Origin of the sequence: Mucilaginibacter gracilis (genome assembly GCF_003633615.1) — a bacterium.
GTDB lineage: Bacteria > Bacteroidota > Bacteroidia > Sphingobacteriales > Sphingobacteriaceae > Mucilaginibacter > Mucilaginibacter gracilis.
In genome coordinates this window covers 4,685,698-4,703,958 of record NZ_RBKU01000001.1, presented here as the reverse complement: position 1 = coordinate 4,703,958, position 18,261 = coordinate 4,685,698, and the positions used below count along the sequence as shown (strand labels likewise).

Below are 18,261 nucleotides of genomic sequence, written 5' to 3'. Positions count from 1 at the left end.
AGGTTTTCCCGGAAGTTTTATTGATCGAAATCTGTTGACAAGGTTATATCTTTCCAGGCCGCAAATTCCTGCTTTTCTTTTTCACGGTGTTCAGTAACCAGTTGATAGGTATCCGGCCCTGCCAGCAGATGAAGGGGAGGATTTGGATGGTTAGCCAGATCCATCAACACCTGTGCCAATTTCGCTGGGTCGCCTCTTTGCGTGCCGCTATATTCCCGCCACATTTTTTCCGCCTCGACCAATTTGTAAACAGCAATTTTATTTTCAGCAAAAGCCAGAGAATCCATAAAACTGGTTCTGAACTGCCCCGGAGCAACAACGGTTACCTTAATCCCAAATGCTTTGCTTTCTTCCGCCAGCGCTTCGGAAATTCCTACCACGGCAAACTTTGCAGCATTATAACTACCGGCGGTAGCAAAGCCGATATAGCCGGCATTAGAGGATATATTAATAAAATGCCCTGAACCCTGCTTCCTGAAATGCGGCATGGCCGCTCTAATCGTATTAACAGTTCCAAATAAATTTACATCAATTGTTTCCCTAAATTCCTGATCACTCAATTCTTCTATGCTGCCTACCAGGGAATAGCCTGCATTATTTACAACTACATCCAGCTTACCAAAATTACCAATTGTTTGGCTAATGCTTTGTTTTACGCTTTCATCCCTGGTAATATCTACTGCCAAGGGCAATAAATTATCCGGGTATGCTGCCACAAGTTTATCAAAAGCACTACTATTCCTTGAGGTGGCAGCTACTTTATTGCCGTTAGATAAAAGTAATTTTACCAGGTTAAGGCCTAATCCTTTAGACGCACCGGTTACGTACCATACTTTTTGATTCTTCATTTTTTTTATGATTAATGAAGGCAAATTTCCTGGTTAACTGCTGGCGTAGAGTAACCATATTCCGTTTTATAGTATCCAAAAGGACTCTGATATTTCTAATTCACCGGATCAATATAAATGTATTATTCAAAAACCCCAACCGTGCTCGAACCAAAAAGTGCCTCTATTCACTATAAACACAGGTTACAAAAATGGACAGAAAATAAAAACGGCCTTTACGCTATCGTAAAGGCCGTTTTGTGCGCCTAGTTGGACTCGAACCTACCTGTGTATCATATTGATTTTTAGTTGATTAGAAATGTCTTTTAATCATGGGGGCCAGTTAGGTAATGTGCCTTAACCTGTATTCGCCTTAATAAACTATTTATCAGCGCATTACGAATGCTACTTAGTGTATTAACCAATTTCATCGAAGAATTTAAATCCCCTTAGATATTTGGCATTACTGGTTTGGAAGATTTTACTTGTTCTGTAGATATTTAGTAACGAATTCTTTCGTTGTTAGAATTCTTAGCACAATATACCTATTTCACTTATAAGTGAAATTTTCTCTATATTTGTATATTATAGTAAAATTAATGTATTTTTAAATGAACTTTGGTTTAGAGAAAGTAGATAAGTTGAGCGGCAGTGAGGCTTCGGTCTATGCTGTGACCTTAGCAGGTCAGCCGTCTTCTGTATTCGAACAATTTCTAGCTGAATACCAGGTAGATTACTTGCCTGAAGTAAAAGATATCATTAACCGGCTACGTGTCATTGGTCATAAGACCGGCGCCAGAGAACAGTTCTTTAAACCCTTCGAAGGAAAGTATGGCGACTTGGTATGCGCCTTGTATGACGATCCAGATAAGAAGCTGCGGCTATATTGCATGCGATTCGGCGGCGACTGTGTGATTTTGGGTGGAGGCGGGCCGAAAGAAGTACAAGCATGGCAGGACGACCCTAATTTGACTTACCATGCCGAACTAATGATAAAGGTCGCTAAAAAAGTGCATAAGCGCTTTGAAGATGGAGACCTTAAATGGGCTTCTGGGTTTAAAGACATTAATGGTGATCTTACCTTTATGGAGGACGATGATGAATAAAGAAAATAAAACGACTAGCCGGACACCGGTACTCGATGCCTTAATGGACGAGATCGATCCGCTTGAAGCGAAAAGAACGGAAGATAGAATGCTGATTGCAGTCCGTATCGGTGAATTAATCAAAGAGCGCGGCTGGAACAAATCCTCATTTGCCGTTCGCGTGGAACAGCAACCCTCAGTTATTAGCAAGTGGTTGAGCGGTATTCATAATTTTACTTTGGACACGTTAACTCAAATCTGCGTCGTGCTTGAGGTGCCCTTGGCAGAACTGTTTAGGGAAAAACCACAGGAACTTGTCTTTCGGTCGAATTTTGCTGTGACAGGGCTGGCGGGAACAGCCTATTCGAGGATATATTACGGTGGCGGACCGACGGCGATTTATCCTGGTCTTATTTCCACTGACCCCACTTATATTCATTTGGAGGGAGTAAGCGATCCTGATGACTGGGCAGATTATATCAGACAGACTGATAATGCTCAGGGAATGCTGGTCGTTCCCCACCATGGCAGCAAGAATTGGCAAACCTTAGGAACAACCTATTGGGTCGGAAACGCCAATGATTTGCGTCCAAAGAACAAAAAAGATGTTGACGAAGACAGGAATTACGCATTAAAAGCTTAACCATGAGCAAGACAAAAAAACATCCTGAAATAGATTTTCAACTGGTTCAGATAGAACAAGCAGGTTTTGGCCTGAATATCCCGGAAGGATTTAAAGCCGCCCAGGGATTTCAATTTCGCATAGCTCTGGAAAGTTTTATCAATTCAGAAAAAAAAAGATTGATTGTGACCAATCGTATTGATATACGTGATGGTAGCGACGCGCCCATTTTGGGGCATCTGATCGCGAAATATCATTTTGAATTAATCGGGATCGAGCATATAAAGCAAAATAAAAAAGGAAAGCACTTGATTCCTGACGAACTACAGTTTTTCGTAAATACAATTGCCTTATCTACCACTCGCGGGTTAATGTTTGCGCAATTTAAAGGAACCGCTTTGCAAGGGGCAATTCTTCCTGTGATCGACCCTGCCAACTTTTCAGTAAATGAAGCAGAAGAATAAGATACAGGGATGATTTAAAATGGATGGATAAGTTTCGATGTTTACTGCAAAGCGAACCAACCTTAACTATTAAGTGTTGCATATACTATCTGAACTTTCGTCACCTTTAAAAACAAAATCAATTTTATGGCCAGAGCTTTTATATCCTATAGTCATGCTGACGAAAAGATTAAAGAAAAATTACATACGCATCTTGCAATTTTAAGACGTGAGGGTAAAATTGATGCCTGGCAGGATCAAGAGATATTGGTGGGAACTAATCTTAACCAAACTATTTCATTGGCGTTATCGTCGTCTGAGCTATTTATTGCTATCGTTAGTCCGGATTACCTTAATTCCAATTACTGTTACGAAAAAGAATTTCAACAGGCTTTGGAACTCCAGGCAGCCGGAAAGATGATCATAGTTCCAATTATAGCTGAACATTGTGACTGGTTAAATTCGCCATTTCGTGAAATGAAAGCAGTGCCAAAAGATGGCAAACCAATTAGTGACTGGACAAACGATAACGCTGCTTACTTAAATATTATAAGTGAACTGCGACGATTGCTGGATGCGCTGAAAGCGCCAATTAAAATCACTGCAACGAGTGAATCAGCAACCTTACCTTCTAAAAATTACAAAGTAAAAAAGGATTTTACACAAGTTGATGTTGTTAATTTCAGGAGAGATTCTTTTAATGGGATAAAAAAGTTCTTCGTAGAATCTATTGATGAGATCAACACCGTTGATAACATACAAGCAATGCTGTTAACCGAAGATAAGGACAGTTTTAGCTGCTTGATATCGAATAGAGCAAAAGTAAACAGTAACGGATATATCACAGTATTTATGCCGAACGAATCCATGTTCGGAAGAGCCGATATCTCATATACACTCGCTGAACGTCGCCAGCAGAATTCCATTCAAATGGATAATATATTTATGATTGAAAATGACCAATATCAGCTTTATTGGTCTGCAAAAAATATCTATGGCTCAAGTGAAAAAAAGTCATGGACAGTAAAGGAAATTTCTGAAAAGCTCTGGAACGCATTTATTGAACAGGTTGGAATCACATTTGATGCAGATTAACAACAGAGGATAGCTTACCTACAGAAATTGAAACCCCGGAAGCCAGATAATAAATCATTCATTTGATGAAATGAATATGCACCTGGTAGTGCTTAATTTAGAAAACCGCCGTCCCTAAGATAGGCGGTTTTCTAATGATTTATCAGTGCTGCCTGTTTGCTGTAAATTATTCTGTTACGTTCAACGAATCGATAAGACCGTCCTTTAGGCCTAAATGAAATTTCAGCACGATAGGACTTCCTGGAAATGTGCCTGAAACCTTTGCGGTTAACATGCCCTTTGAACCCGACTCTTCGTATTGAAGCGGTTTCAGCTGAGATTTATATGCCTCCATTGCATGTTCGATCCACTGGTGAATTTCTTCTCTGCCGGTGTGAGTCTTGCCTTCGTCATGAACGATGGCTGTTTCGGTGAAGCATTCCGTGAAAGCCTTGCTGTCGTAAATCTGCTGCGTTTCTATGAAGCGCTCTACTACTTGTGGTAATTCCATGATATGATGTATTTGTTTTTAGATTGTTGGTAATGTTCCGCCGTCAATAACGAAATTTGTTCCGGTTAAGTAATTGGCTCTTGGTGAAACCAAAAAGCCGACCAGCTCGGCTACTTCTTCCGGGTGGGCCGGCCTGCCGTAAGGTATGCCACCCAATGCATCCATAACGCTTTGCTGAGCTTCTTCTACAGTACTATTAGCATTTCTCGCGATCTCGCCTAAAAAGGCTTTCGATGCTGATGTATTTATCCAACCTGGCGAAACCGCTAGCACACGGACACCTTTTGGTGTAACTTCATTAGATAAACTTTTACTGTAATTGATCAATCCTGCTTTTGAAGCTGCATACGGCAAGGTAGAATCGTATAGAGGCAATATGCCCTGTATAGAAGCGATGTGAATAATAACACCGCCTTTCCGCTCGATCATTTGTGGTAAAAATCCCCTGTCAAGCCTGACAGGAGCCAATAAATTAGCTTGGAGGGTCGATATCCAATCGTCATCATTCAATACTGAAAAACCACCTGCTGGTGTCGTAGAAGCACCAAGGTTGTTTACCAGGATATCCAGCCTCCCATGGGTTGACAGCACTTCGCTGATCACTTTCTTCGCATCCTCTGCATTACTTAGATCGGCAGGAATAAAATGCACGCTGCTGTTTTCTTTTTCAGGGGCATTCCTCGCAGTTATAATTACAGTTGCACCAGCTTGCAACAGCCTTTCTGCGATCGCTTTTCCGGCGCCTTTGGTACCACCTGTTACCAGGGCGATCCTTCCGGATAATTCATTGTTGTAATTCATTTGCTCTTTCATATATGTTATTGTTTATGCAAATCTCAGCAGTACATCAACACCCTACAATTACGGGCTTACGAATCAAATAGGGATAAATTTGTCCGTATTGCTCACCAATAAAGGCTGTTGTATATTTGTAATTATGTACGTAAAAAAAATTGCCCCGTCTCTCAATTGCGGCCTTGACCTGATTGGTGAAGTGCTGTATGGCAAATGGAAGATCCGTATCCTTTGGTTCATTCATGAAGGCCACTTACGGCCAAGTGAATTGCAACGGAAGATACCGGACGCAAGACGGCGGGTGCTTAATGTACAACTGAAAGAGCTTGAAGATCATGAGTTGGTGACCAGGACGATCTATCCCGTTATGCCGCCAAAAGTAGAATATCATCTTACTGACTTTGGCAAAACACTTATCCCGTTGATCCGTTCCATCGGCCTTTGGGGCGACGAACATCAGGAGCGACTACGAAGAGTCATTTTAAAACAAAATGAAATGCTCTCACTCGAAACGGAGATTTCTGAGTAACAATATTCTTTGGGTGGTCAGAGCTTAACTGCTGCGGAAAAGAAGTCTGTATATTAGAGTTCAATATCAAGATAGTATGCCTGTCATATTAATTTAATACCATCTGCAGATTGCCAACAATCAAGTCATTTTTGTTTCGACATGCGCCTGGTTGGGCTCGAACCCGGGACCATGATTTTTTTCCCTTTGTAAATAGCTGATTTTTAGCTATTTTTGTATTGTCAGAGAGGTGAATCCCCAAAGCGGCTACCAAGCCTTTTGCATACCTCGTAAGGCGCTGAAAATCAATTGATAATAGAGTTAGGTATATAGCCCAGGTGGGCGCACTTCATCAAAAACCCGTTTTTTACTATAAAAAACGGGTTTTTTTATTCGTCAAAAGCGGTTTAGGATCGACCGCAACACTGTGACTGTTACACTATAGTTACAGGATTTACATCATTTTTTGTTGAACTTAACGCGGTTTTGTTACAAATATGTAACAGCGATTGCGTGTAATTTTTTGTAAATCATGGCAACTGTAAGTGCAAAAGTTTATGAGCACCACCAAAAAGATGACGGCACCTTCAATGTTAAGGTTGTCGTTTATCACAAACAAGAAAGGAGATTTATCGAAACTCCACATTATGTCTCTAAGAGGCAACTTAATGCAAGCTTTGACATTAAGGACAAGTTCTTATTGCGTATATCATCGACCGGGAGCAGCAGGAAATGACCTAGCTGGGGCGATTTTTATTTGAGGGCCATGACCCTTTCCTGGAAGACATCGGCTCGTTGTGGCTACTGCATTATTCGGCTATTAAAAATGAAAAATTGTATTTGTTCAACACGTTTTTTAACGAGTTTACCAAAGAACGGAGCGAGTTTGCGAAAGACCACCTGATCAACTTCATGAAACGGAAAACTGAAGCGGAAGAGGTCAGGCTTTTCATTGATAAGACTTACGAGGCAGATGCGAATGTGTTTTTAAGGACTTATTTACGCTCGAATGACGGCAAGGTGGACCCCTGATGAGGATTACATTACTGAGGAAGAAGATTTTGACGAAGAGGGAATGGATGACCTCGAAGAAATTCCGGAAGATGAGAACGAAGATTAGTATCTTCGCTAAGGTAATACATTCGTAATTTGCCATAAAACATTATATTAGCCCTTCTACATCCGAAGGTTCCCTTTCAAGGGCTACATATCCACCGGTAAGTTTCAAAGGCTTCGGCTTTAAGTTATATGACAAGTATGCCACCTGAAAAAGAATTATTGATCGCGTTGAAAGCAGGTGACGAAAGCGCTTTCAAGGCTGTATTTGATCTTTATTTTAAAAGGATGTTTGCTTTTTGTTATAAGATGCTTAAAAACAGGGAGCAAGCCGAAGAGGTGGTTAATGATACTTTTTTAAGTGTCTGGACAAACAGGCACAAACTTAATATTGAATTTCCCATAGCTCCATACCTATATACCATAAACCGCCGGTTAACACTTAACGCGCTCAGGCAAATAGCTACAAGCCAAAAAGCGATCAATGAATTGTGGCTTACTATTGAAAAAATCAGCAACGACACGGAAGAATCGATATTATTGAATGATCTGCAACGATTTACCGATGAGGCACTACAGATTTTGTCGCCTCAGCAACAAATCGTTTTTAAAATGAGTCGTTATGAACATTTAAATTATGATGAAATAGCCGAAAAATTGAATTTATCCCGAAATACGGTTAAAAATCACCTAATCGCGGCACTAAAAACCCTCAGAAATTATTTTAGTCAATCAGATTTGAATTTTTTTATATTGATTTCGGCAATTGTGTTAAAAAAGTAAATTTTTTATTGCCTTCCTTAGTCCTCTTTCCGTTTTGATGTGTAATGTTATTATAAACCCAGTATAAAGGGAATATAAACAAATGGCAGACAATCAACAGATAGCTCAATTACTCCAAAAATTTGCAAACGGTCAAATCAATCAGCAGGAGTATAATGAACTTATAGCCCACTTTAAACTCAGCGGTAACGAAGAGGAAATGCTATCGGCTATGGATTCCATATGGCAAGCCACTGCCGGGCCTGAGGATTTAATAACCGAAGCTGAAGCCGGACTAGCCTATCAGAAGCTGGTAGGCTCAACCGCCTACCAAAACGCCAGGGGCAAGGCCAGGGTTATTGGTTTATGGTACCGCGTGGCTGCCGCCGCTGTTTTGTTCATTGTTTTAACTGCCGGTGCTTACTGGAGTATAACAAACCATCAAAAAGCGGCTATGGTCGCGGCCTCAGATAAAATAGGCCCTGGCGGTAATAGAGCAACATTAACTTTAGCAGGCGGTAAAGTGATAAACCTGGGCGACGCCCGTATTGGCAATGTGGCCCGGCAGCAAAATATAGCAGTTACAAAAACGGCCAGCGGGCAATTGGTTTATCATATTACACCGCAGCAGTCAAATAATAAGACCGCGCAAGCCTATAATACCATCACCACTCCACGTGGCGGCCAATACCAGGTTGAGTTGCCCGATGGTACCAAAGTTTGGTTGAATACAGCTTCTTCTTTACGTTTCCCGGTACAGTTTAGCGGCGCCGAGCGTAAAGTAAACCTGACCGGCGAAGCATATTTTGAGGTCGCAAAAAATAAACACCAGCCATTTAAAGTCATCACCGCAAACCAGCAGGTTGAAGTTTTGGGTACCCATTTTAACATTAATGGGTATAACGATGAGGGGACAGTAAAAACAACCCTTTTCGAGGGTTCGGTAAAAGTTACACTGAACGACAAAACGAACGCGGGTTCACAGGTGGTATTGACACCCAACGAAGAATCCGTAAACCAAAATACTTGGCTCACGAAGCATGAAGCAGATATTGAAGAAGCATTAGCCTGGAAAAATGGCTTGTTCTTATTTAACGGCGAAAGCCTCGGCCAAATTATGAAGCAGGCCTCACGCTGGTATGATGTGGATATTGTTTTTGAAGACAGCACTTTAAAAAGCCAGGTATTCTCGGGGTCTATTTCGAGGTTTAAAAATATATCCCAACTATTGGAGGTATTGGAATCAACCGGTTCTGTTCACTTTAAAATTGAAGGAAGGAGATTGACCGCGATGAAATAAACTTTACAGAACGACCAGTGAACATCTGTAAAAAAACCGGGAATGCAGCGAACATCCCCGGCTATAAGGCAGTGTTCCAGAAGAGACGTATCATACATATCAACTTAACCACTAAATACAAATGTAATGAAATTAAGGGATCAATTCCGATCCGGGCATTCCGCCTGTTTATACAATCAAATAGTTCGTACCATGAAGCTAACTATACTTATTATCACCTCCGTTTTATTGCAGGTTAGCGCCAACGGATTAGCGCAAAAAGTAACCTTCAATAAAAAGGATGTTACATTAAAACAGCTTTTTACCGAAATAAGAAAGCAAACCGGTTACAATGTTTTCTGGCAGGATGGCAGGGTTGACGACAGTCAGAAGATCAATGCTGATTTCAGGAACGCATCGCTCGAAGATGTGCTGAACAATGTGCTTGAGCCGCAATCGCTCACTTATTCGATCGTGAACAAAACGGTAGTCGTTAAAAAAAAAGAGAAAACGTTTTTTGAAAAGATAAAAGAAGTATTCAGCAATATAGATGTCAGCGGAAAGCTTATTGATGCAGAAACCGGCCAGCCCATACCTTACGTTACGGTTACGCTGAAAGGTACCAACAGAAAGGTGTTTACCAATGAGAGCGGTACCTTCTTTTTTGCAAAAGTGCCCGAAAACGGTAGCTTGGTTTTTACAAGTGTAAGTTATGAAACGATAACGAAAACTTTATCTGCAACGATGGTTGTTAAATTAACCGTTAGGGTACTTAAACTGGATGATGTGGTTATCTCAACAGGATATCAGCAGATCAGGAAAGGTGCCTCTACCGGTTCTTACAGCATTTTAACTGATAAAGACATTGAAAGTACGCCAAGTGTGAACCTGCTTGAGCGTCTGGATGGTAAAGTACCTGGTGTACACTTTGATGTGCGTAATAATGCTATTCAAATGCGCAGCATTAACGGTTATGTAAAAAACTCCCCGCCTTTAATTGTAATAGATGGTTTTCCGGCGGCCAACCAAAACCTGGTTAACATCTCCAGCAGTGTTATTGATGGTAACCCACTGAATGGAAACAAATCCTATCTGAACCCTGACCAGCCGGGCACCTCAGGCAACGCGGTAATGGATAACATTAACCCGAATGATATTGAGAGTATTGCCTTCTTAAAAGATGCGGCGGCGGCTTCAATATGGGGTGCTGCGGCAGCTAACGGGGTTATTGTCATCACCACCAAAAAGGGTAAACGCAATGCGCCAAGCATTAACTACAGCGTTACAGTAAGTACTTCTGCACCGGGCAATTTCTCTAATGCCAAAGCCATGACCAGCGCCCAGTATGTTGAGTTGGAGCAGGAAATGTTTAACAAAGGGTTTTTTACCGATCCAATCACCGACTTCAGGAATGCACCGATAAGCGAAGCCCAGGAATGGATGTTCCGGGTTAAAAGAGGTACAGCAACCGCCGCCCAGCGCGATTCGGCGTTGAATATACTGTCTAATCGTTCAAACCGGGATCAGTTTAAAAAATATTTACTGCAAAGAGCGACCAGCCAGCAGCACAGCCTTTCATTATCTGGTGGTGGCAATAACAATACCTATTACATAGCGGCTAATTACAATAAAGATGTGCCTGTTTATCGTAGTAACTATGGCGAAACATACGCGCTTACATCTAACCTGAGTAATGACTTCTTAAATAAACGGATTACTGTAAATACCGGTATCAATTACCAGTATACCAAAAGCCAGGTTAATAGTGCCGCATTGGCCGCCCTGGGAACAGGCTCCTTTGGTTATGCCCCTTATGAAATGCTGGTTGATGCGCAAGGGAACCCGATTAACAAAGCGGTAACTTTTACCCAGCGGGTTACTGATAGTTTAAGCAACCTGGGCTATTTACCCTGGGGATATAATGCTGTAAATGAATTAAACTATAGTAACACCATTCTTTCAAAAAACAGCATCAGGTTAAACAGTGCCATTAAAGGCAATATAACCGACTGGCTGAATGTAACAGTTTCAGGCCAGTACCAGCGTAACCTGGCCAATCAGGACTTCCTCCAAAACCAAAACAGTTTTGCCACCCGTAACCTAATCAATACAGGTACTACATTGAGCGGTAAGACACTCATTTATGGTGTTCCGGTAGGTGGAGTATATAAAACCAGTAGCACAACGTATGATGATTACAGTGTGCGCGGCCAGCTGAATATCAATAAAACTTTTAACCAGCACCACATCGATTTCCTGGGCGGTTCGGAGATCAGGCAATACCAATATACCGGCGGCACACAAACCAGGTATGGGTACAATGAAGATTTGTCCACATCGGCTGCGGTAAACCCAACCGTATCGTACGCAACTGTTACCAGGTCTACCTCAAGCCTCGGCTATTCGGATGGTAATATTTTTAAGGATTCCAAACGTTACCTTTCTTACTTTGCCCTTGCAAATTATTCGTTCCAGAACAAATATTTTGCAAGTGGTAGTATTCGTTTTGATGATTATACAAACCAGGGGCTCGACCGTAGCCAGCGTGCTGTTCCGCTTTATTCAGGCGGTTTACGTTGGAATATCCACCAGGAAAATTTTCTGAAAGATGTCAAATGGATAGACGGGCTTAACTTACGCGCAAGTATCGGCACAGGCGGAAGTATACCAACTGCAGGTACATCATATGCAACCATCAGCATCGGCTCAAATGATCCATATACAACACTGCCTACTGCCAGCATTGTGGTACCCGCCAACAGCCAGCTTACGTGGGAAACCACCCGCACTATAAATGAAGGAATTGACGCCGAATTTTTGCACGGCAGATTATCTTTATCAGCAGATATTTATCAAAAGCGCAATTACAACCTGCTTATATCATTGCCTTATAATGCAACCTATGGCTTTACTACATTGCAATACAATGCCGGTGATGCAAAAGGGTATGGTGAAGAGTTTATCATAACCGGCCAGCCCATAAGCACGACTAATTACAACTGGACATCGTCTTTCAACTTTTCGTACGCAACAAATGTTATCACTGATCAGCGTTTAGCTACTACCAACACATCCGGAGGTATTGCCGAAATCACTGCAGGTTACCCGAGTGATAACATTTTTGTTTACCGCTGGGCGGGGTTAGATAATGCAGGGCACTCGCAAATTTACGGTACCGATGGTACTGTACTGAAAAGTAGCGGCTCGCGATCTGTAACCAATGCTGATCTTGTTTACGGCGGCCGCACTACGCCACCGTACTTTGGCGGCTGGACCAATACATTCCGTTACCACGACCTTAGCCTTATTGTTAGGGCAACATATGCCCTGGGCTATAAATTTTTACTGACAGATATCAACACCAGTTCATACCCTACAGGTACCGGATTTGGCGGTTTAATTGTTAACAGTGCTAGGCTGGCCACCCGATGGCGCAATCCAGGCGACGAAGCAACCACAGACGTTCCCGGCTTAGCGGGTAACAGTTTTAATAGTGTATCACGTTTCCTGGGTGCGGATATTAACCTGAGAGATGCAGGCAATATTCGTTTGCAACAAGTTTCGTTGAGTTATCGCCTGCCACAATCATTCACACGGGGGCAATACATTAAGGCTATAACGGTAGGGGCAACCGCAGCTAATCTGGGTTTAATTTGGCGTGCTAACAAAGACGGACTTGATCCTGACTACCAGGTTACCGGTACTTATACCAATCTGCCTCCAAGCGCAACTTTCCTATTCAACCTTAATGTTTCACTTTAACAAAGCCTTGTGATGAATAAAATAAAAATATTGATTTTAAGCCTTGTGCTTTTGAGCATGGGCGCTTGCCGTAAATATGTCGAAATTCCGCCTAACCAGGTAAGGGCGTTAAAAACGACTGCCGATTACCAACTGTTACTTAACGCCGGCCTTACTATTGAACCGGGATACTACTATCCCATCTTCGCAGGGGATGATTTTGGTGTAGATGATGCCGGCTGGTACACCAAACTTACCGTGACCGCCGCAGTTAATACTTATACTTTTGCCGATAAAATTTATGGCTCGACAGAAGAAGATGTAGATTGGGCTTCTTTGTATAAACAGATCTACGTTTTCAATACGGTTGCTACAGGAGTAATGGGTAGTACTGATGGTAACGATGATCAAAAGAAAGCCATTCAGGCTGCGGCATTGGTACACAGGGCGTATAATTATTTTACATTGGTCAATATTTATGCCAAGCAATATGATGCGGCCACAGCAGCCAGTGATCAGGGTGTTCCCTTATTACTCACAACTAACCTGTTTGCTGACCTAACCCGTGCCAGTGTACAAGCCGTGTATGACCAGGTTAAAGCCGATTTGCTGGCTGCCCTGCCTGTACTTCCTGATAGCCCTACTTACGATGTTAACCCTTCAAAAATGGCAGTTTACGCACTCATGGCCAGGGTTTGTTTAAATACACGTGAGTTTACCGAGGCTGAGCGTTACGCTAACCTGGCACTCGCTCTGAAAAGCACGCTTCTTGATCTGAACAACTATGTAACTACTACTACTACCTTGCCCCTTAAACTGGCAAATCCGGAGGTTATGTTTTTTAAACGATCCATACAAAACCCAACCAATGTACCTTTGCAGCCAGCAGCCGTTGCATTGTATGATACCAGGGATCTGCGTTACCTGATTTTTACCCAGGATGGCAGTAAAATACCAGGCAGTACGTTCACTACAGGACGGGGGCTTTATATTCAACGCATTGTAACCGATGGTTTTTATATTGGCCCAGGTGTGCCCGAAATGATGCTTATCAAAGCAGAGTGTGAGGCACGTGCCGGTAGCACAGCCAACGCCATGTCAGCTGTTAATACTTTGCGAAAAAAACGCTTTAAGCCCGCTGAGTATTATGACCTCACCGCCGCCGACCCCAATACCGCGTTACATGTTGTGATTGACGAGCGCCAACGCGAGTTTATGGGCCGCGGCTACCGCTGGTTTGATCAGCGTAGACTGACTAAAGATAGCGGCTTTATCGGTACAGTAACCCATATATTTAAAGGTGCATCCTACACTTTAGCACCCGGTGATAATCACTATGTATTTCCAATAGCCGATAAGTACATTAACCTGAATCCAGAAATAGCACAAAACCCCAGATAAACATACCTAATATATGATTTTTACAAAAAAAAAACTACTGTTATACAGTGGGCTCGGTTTAGTTGCTTTAGCATCTGGCTGTAGTTTATTTCACCACCAAAAAACAATGGTACAGCCACATGGTGCGGTAGCGTTTGATCCGGCTAAGCGTAGAGAAGACAGCTTGAAAAGGACGATGACTTTGAAACCTTATACCGAAATTATCACGAAAGGTACCAAGACCCAAACTGGTTTTTTTACCGTTCATCAAAAGGACACGAAGTACTATTTTGAGATACCTAACAATATTTTGAATAGAGAGATACTGGTAGTGAGCAGGGTATCAAAGGCGTCATCAGATATGCGTAACGGAAGTTCAGGGTATGCAGGTGATGAAATTGGCGAAAGTATTTACCGATTTGAAAAAGGACCGGCAAATAAACTGTTCCTGCGTCGCATGTCGTACGCGGAGTACAATAAGGATAGTACCGCTACCTTATTTGCCGGTGTACAAAAAAACAACATTACGGCTATCGTGGCCGCTTTTCCAATTCTGGCTTTAAAGAAAGACTCATCGGCCAGCGTGGTTGATGTTACCGATTTTTTAAACAGCGATAACGATGTTATTTATTTCCAAAGGAAGATATTTAAGGATAAGGCAGGGATGGGTGCCCAGCAGAATGATAAAAGTTACATAGACTATATCCGCCCGTTTGAACACAATGTGGAAATACATTCGGTAAAAACTTATAGTGCCGGCTTAAATCCCACCAATTCAAGCTATACTGTTGAGTTAAATGCCTCTATGGTATTATTACCCTTGAAGCCCATGAAAGCGCGTTTAGAAGATGAGCGCGTTGGATATTTTACTACATCGTTCAAAGATTTTGATGCTGATCCGCAGGGCGTAAAGCGGACGGCGTTCATCGAACGCTGGAAACTGGAACCTAAGCCTGAGGATGTGGAAAAGTACAAGCGAGGTGAGTTGGTTGAACCTAAAAAGCAGATTGTTTTTTACATTGACCCGGTAACACCTAAAAAATGGGTACCTTATTTAATTCAGGGTGTTAACGATTGGCAAAAAGCATTTGAGGGTGCCGGTTTCAAAAATGCCATCATCGCGAAGGAAGCGCCAACCAAAGATCAGGATAGTACCTGGAGCATTGATGATGCCAGCCATTCTGCCATTATTTACCGCCCATCTTCGGTAGCTAATGCGATGGGACCTAATGTTTCCGATCCGCGGAGCGGAGAGATCATTGAGAGCCACATCTTCTGGTATCATAATGTAATGTCATTATTGCAACGCTGGTACATGATTCAGGCCGGGGCTGTTGACCCAAGGGCACGTAAACCCGAATTTGATGACGAATTGATGGGTAACCTGATTCGTTTTGTGTCTTCACACGAAGTGGGGCATACCTTAGGTTTGCGTCATAATTTTGGTTCAAGTTCAACCGTTCCAGTGGAGAAACTGCGCGACAAAGCCTGGGTGGAACAGCATGGCCATACGCCATCCATCATGGATTATGCCCGTTTTAATTATGTTGCTCAGCCCGAAGATAATATCAGTGAGCAAGGCTTATTCCCAAGGATTGGCGACTATGATAGGTGGGCCATTAAATGGGGCTATACCTGGCATCCGGCATATAAAACTCCGGAAGATGAGCATAAAGCAATGGTTAACGTGGTAACGGATTCGCTAAAGCATAACCACCGCCTTTGGTTTGGATCAGAATCAGAGTACGCAGACCCACGTTCACAAAATGAAGACCTGGGCGATGATGCCATGAAAGCAGGCGCTTATGGTATTAAAAACCTGAAAAGAATAATGCCGCAGTTAGAAAGCTGGGTAACTGTTCCGGGTGAAACGCCGGAAAAGCTATTCAACGCTTATAGCGCCGTGTGGGATCAATACGCGTTGTACTTGGGACATGTAACCAAAAATGTAGCGGGTGTTTATCATACTCCGAAAGTTAACGGAGAAGTTGGTGCTACCTACGAAACAGTACCCTATGCCGTGCAAAAAAACGCTGTTAAGTTTTTGAACGACCAGGTATTCACCACGCCGATGTGGTTGTATAACGAGCGGCTCGCCAAAAAATTCAATGTTAACCTGGGGTATGAATTTGGCAATATACAGCAGGAAAATATCAACGCATTAATTACCCGTGCACGTTTGAGCCGGTTGTTAACCCAGCAGCAAGAAACTACTACCCGTACTTACACTATAACAGACTTATTGAGCGATTTGGATCATGGGATTTTTGCAGAAATATATGCAGGGAAAAACGTTGACTTTTATCGCCGCAATATGCAAAAATACTACGTGTACAGATTGTTGGTGCAAGCTTTTTTAGAAAACGAAATGAATACCATCATGCCCGAAGTATACCACTTTACGGTAACGGATGTGAATGCCATACTTCGCGACGAATTAAAAAAGCAGCAGGCTTTATTTAAAAGGGAGGCCAGAAATCCGGCTTTAAATAAAATAACCCGTCTGCACCTTAACGAAATTGACGAGTTAATTCAAAGAAGGTTTACTGCCGAGAAAAATGGATTAACAGTTAAATAAAGGGGTGTCAAAAATTAAAATCTTCATCGTTCTTTATAAGTCAGTTAAAAATGAGCAGCATATCCAGGGGAGTATGCTGCTTTTTATTTAGCAGATAATTGCATAAGCGCATTTGGTGGCCAGGATAGTGAGAAGGCACTTGAAAAGCCCAACGCAACACTTGGCTTCCGGCAGATACGGACGAGGATTAGTATCTTCGCCCGTGGAGCAAGCTGAACCGATGCTATTACCCGTTGACTTTAACGGCGAGGAGCTCGAATTTGAAATGCGGATACAGCAAGGTTATGTGCCGCGTGTCGAAATTATCATCGCGGGTATCCCGGTGATCTTTGAAACGGATAACGAGGAGCAGTACCGCGCTTTGGTCAGCCCTGAGCAAATGTGTCAAAGCAAGGCCCTGGTGCCGGGCTTACTGCAAGCAGTCGCTGAGCAGCTCCAGGTACTATTCTCCTAATTTGTAAATATTTTATATTTTGGGCCTATGATCGGGATCTATGATTTTATGGCCATGGATGATATCCAAAAAGGAGAAGCTATCTTTAGCCGGGCCTGTTTGGGTGACCGGCAGGAAGACGGCCACCTCATCCAGCTCTACCGCGTTGATGAGGTTTATGTGGAGGTTTTATATGATCCGGTCCTGAACCAGATCACCCGGTTCCTGCCCTTTACCACCAGTGAATTATTAGTTCCTTATATCAATATCAAAGATGGGTTTGTTCAGTAAGTTATTCGGTAAGACAGATGAGGGCGGCAAGCTGGACCTGAGCCCGGAGCAGTTCATTCAAACGCCTTATGTTCAGCATGCTTTGAAGCGTTATCAAAAGCGCGCCGTGATCCTGAACCCGAGAACAACGGCTGGACCGATCAATCCTAAATTAAGCAAGTTTGGAGGAGCGCCTAACCTGAACGGTTTGGATACCTATCCCTGCTGCGACGTGTGTGATAGGCCACTGAACTTTGTCCTGCAATTGTATCAAAGGGATTTCCCGGAACATTATTACCCGAAGGGTAAGGATCTGTTCCAGTTGTTCCGGTGCCCGAACAGCACTTGCCCCGATGCTTATTCGGAACCTTTCCTGGCGGGCCATAAGATGTTCGTGTATTATTGCCGATAAGGAGGGGCTAAAGACGCTGGCGGTCCCGGAGCCGGAAACTGACGAGAACACAGAGGAACGGATACCGGATTGCAGGCTCGAACCGGAACGCGTGATTGATTTTCCAATGGATGATGATTTTGATAACGTAATCAACGATATCGAGGAGCAATACGGTGAAGAACTTTCGGAGTATTTTATGGGTAAGTATTCGGCCATTCAGCGAACGAAGTGTGGCGGATATCCCAGCTTTACGCAGCCTGCACATAACCCGGTTTGTGACTGCGGCAAAACCAAGGAATTTTTCTTCCAGTTATCCAGCGAGGATACCGAAGAGGGTGTGAAAAACCCGGCCTCGGACAACTGGTCGCCGCATGGCATCATGATCGGTGATCTCGGTAATATCTATTTCTATGTCTGTAAAGATTGTGGGGAACAAAGCATAACCAGTTATTGGGATTGTTATTGAGGATCGTAAAGCGGAGCTTTCCTTTTTTGCTTTATTC

18 protein-coding genes are annotated in these 18,261 nt (G+C 42.8%); 15 read left to right on the top strand and 3 right to left on the bottom strand.

Annotation, left to right across the window (positions count from 1 at the left end; translation table 11 throughout):
• Window positions 1–17 precede the first annotated feature (17 nt).
• Window positions 18–848 carry an SDR family NAD(P)-dependent oxidoreductase gene (locus BDD43_RS20885; protein WP_121199496.1) on the bottom strand — a complete coding sequence of 277 codons (831 nt, stop codon included), beginning with the start codon at window positions 846–848 and terminating at the stop codon, window positions 18–20.
• 590 nt (window positions 849–1,438) lie between these two features.
• Here BDD43_RS20885 and BDD43_RS20880 point away from each other — a divergent pair.
• From BDD43_RS20880 to BDD43_RS20865, 4 genes are all read left to right on the top strand, one after another.
• Window positions 1,439–1,933 (top strand): hypothetical protein, encoded by a 495-nt coding sequence (locus BDD43_RS20880; RefSeq protein ID WP_121199495.1) that lies wholly within the window; start codon window positions 1,439–1,441, stop codon window positions 1,931–1,933.
• A complete protein-coding gene (locus tag BDD43_RS20875; RefSeq protein WP_162847135.1) occupies window positions 1,923–2,555 on the top strand; it encodes a helix-turn-helix domain-containing protein in 633 nt (210 codons plus the stop codon). Before BDD43_RS20880 ends, BDD43_RS20875 begins: the two co-directional genes overlap by 11 nt.
• 2 nt (window positions 2,556–2,557) lie before the next feature.
• Window positions 2,558–2,998 carry a hypothetical protein gene (locus BDD43_RS20870; protein WP_121199493.1) on the top strand — a complete coding sequence of 147 codons (441 nt, stop codon included), beginning with the start codon at window positions 2,558–2,560 and terminating at the stop codon, window positions 2,996–2,998.
• A 126-nt stretch (window positions 2,999–3,124) separates the two neighbouring features.
• Window positions 3,125–4,072: a toll/interleukin-1 receptor domain-containing protein gene (locus BDD43_RS20865; protein ID WP_121199492.1), complete on the top strand. Its 948-nt coding sequence runs from the start codon at window positions 3,125–3,127 to the stop codon at window positions 4,070–4,072.
• Between the two features lie 166 nt (window positions 4,073–4,238).
• Here the strand turns inward: BDD43_RS20865 and BDD43_RS20860 are convergent, their stop codons facing one another.
• Window positions 4,239–4,562 (bottom strand): nuclear transport factor 2 family protein, encoded by a 324-nt coding sequence (locus tag BDD43_RS20860; protein WP_121199491.1) that lies wholly within the window; start codon window positions 4,560–4,562, stop codon window positions 4,239–4,241.
• Window positions 4,563–4,580: 18 nt separating this feature from the next.
• Window positions 4,581–5,375: an SDR family oxidoreductase gene (locus tag BDD43_RS20855; protein WP_211339709.1), complete on the bottom strand. Its 795-nt coding sequence runs from the start codon at window positions 5,373–5,375 to the stop codon at window positions 4,581–4,583.
• Between the two features lie 124 nt (window positions 5,376–5,499).
• On the opposite strand from BDD43_RS20855, the gene BDD43_RS20850 reads away from it, so the two are divergent.
• The 11 genes from BDD43_RS20850 (at window position 5,500) to BDD43_RS20800 (ending at window position 18,224) form a co-directional block, all read left to right on the top strand.
• Window positions 5,500–5,886 (top strand): winged helix-turn-helix transcriptional regulator, encoded by a 387-nt coding sequence (locus BDD43_RS20850; protein ID WP_121199490.1) that lies wholly within the window; start codon window positions 5,500–5,502, stop codon window positions 5,884–5,886.
• A gap of 774 nt (window positions 5,887–6,660) precedes the next feature.
• Window positions 6,661–6,897, top strand: a complete 237-nt coding sequence (locus BDD43_RS31110) for a DUF4007 family protein (RefSeq protein ID WP_394339626.1) — start codon at window positions 6,661–6,663, stop codon at window positions 6,895–6,897.
• A gap of 225 nt (window positions 6,898–7,122) precedes the next feature.
• Window positions 7,123–7,704 (top strand): RNA polymerase sigma factor, encoded by a 582-nt coding sequence (locus BDD43_RS20835; protein ID WP_246001697.1) that lies wholly within the window; start codon window positions 7,123–7,125, stop codon window positions 7,702–7,704.
• 82 nt (window positions 7,705–7,786) lie between these two features.
• Window positions 7,787–8,983, top strand: coding sequence for a FecR family protein (locus BDD43_RS20830; RefSeq protein ID WP_121199486.1), 1,197 nt, complete (start codon window positions 7,787–7,789; stop codon window positions 8,981–8,983).
• Between the two features lie 126 nt (window positions 8,984–9,109).
• Window positions 9,110–12,724: a SusC/RagA family TonB-linked outer membrane protein gene (locus BDD43_RS20825; protein WP_121199485.1), complete on the top strand. Its 3,615-nt coding sequence runs from the start codon at window positions 9,110–9,112 to the stop codon at window positions 12,722–12,724.
• A gap of 12 nt (window positions 12,725–12,736) precedes the next feature.
• Window positions 12,737–14,104 (top strand): RagB/SusD family nutrient uptake outer membrane protein, encoded by a 1,368-nt coding sequence (locus BDD43_RS20820; protein WP_121199484.1) that lies wholly within the window; start codon window positions 12,737–12,739, stop codon window positions 14,102–14,104.
• A gap of 106 nt (window positions 14,105–14,210) precedes the next feature.
• Window positions 14,211–16,661, top strand: a complete 2,451-nt coding sequence (locus tag BDD43_RS20815; protein ID WP_246001696.1) for a zinc-dependent metalloprotease — start codon at window positions 14,211–14,213, stop codon at window positions 16,659–16,661.
• A gap of 202 nt (window positions 16,662–16,863) precedes the next feature.
• Window positions 16,864–17,115, top strand: a complete 252-nt coding sequence (locus BDD43_RS20810) for a hypothetical protein (protein ID WP_246001694.1) — start codon at window positions 16,864–16,866, stop codon at window positions 17,113–17,115.
• A gap of 27 nt (window positions 17,116–17,142) precedes the next feature.
• Window positions 17,143–17,385 (top strand): hypothetical protein, encoded by a 243-nt coding sequence (locus tag BDD43_RS20805; RefSeq protein WP_121199481.1) that lies wholly within the window; start codon window positions 17,143–17,145, stop codon window positions 17,383–17,385.
• Window positions 17,369–17,776: a YwqG family protein gene (locus BDD43_RS30175; protein WP_162847134.1), complete on the top strand. Its 408-nt coding sequence runs from the start codon at window positions 17,369–17,371 to the stop codon at window positions 17,774–17,776. Before BDD43_RS20805 ends, BDD43_RS30175 begins: the two co-directional genes overlap by 17 nt.
• Complete coding sequence (locus tag BDD43_RS20800) at window positions 17,718–18,224, top strand: DUF1963 domain-containing protein (protein ID WP_121199480.1); 507 nt, start codon at window positions 17,718–17,720, stop codon at window positions 18,222–18,224. Before BDD43_RS30175 ends, BDD43_RS20800 begins: the two co-directional genes overlap by 59 nt.
• Window positions 18,225–18,261: the final 37 nt, after the last annotated feature.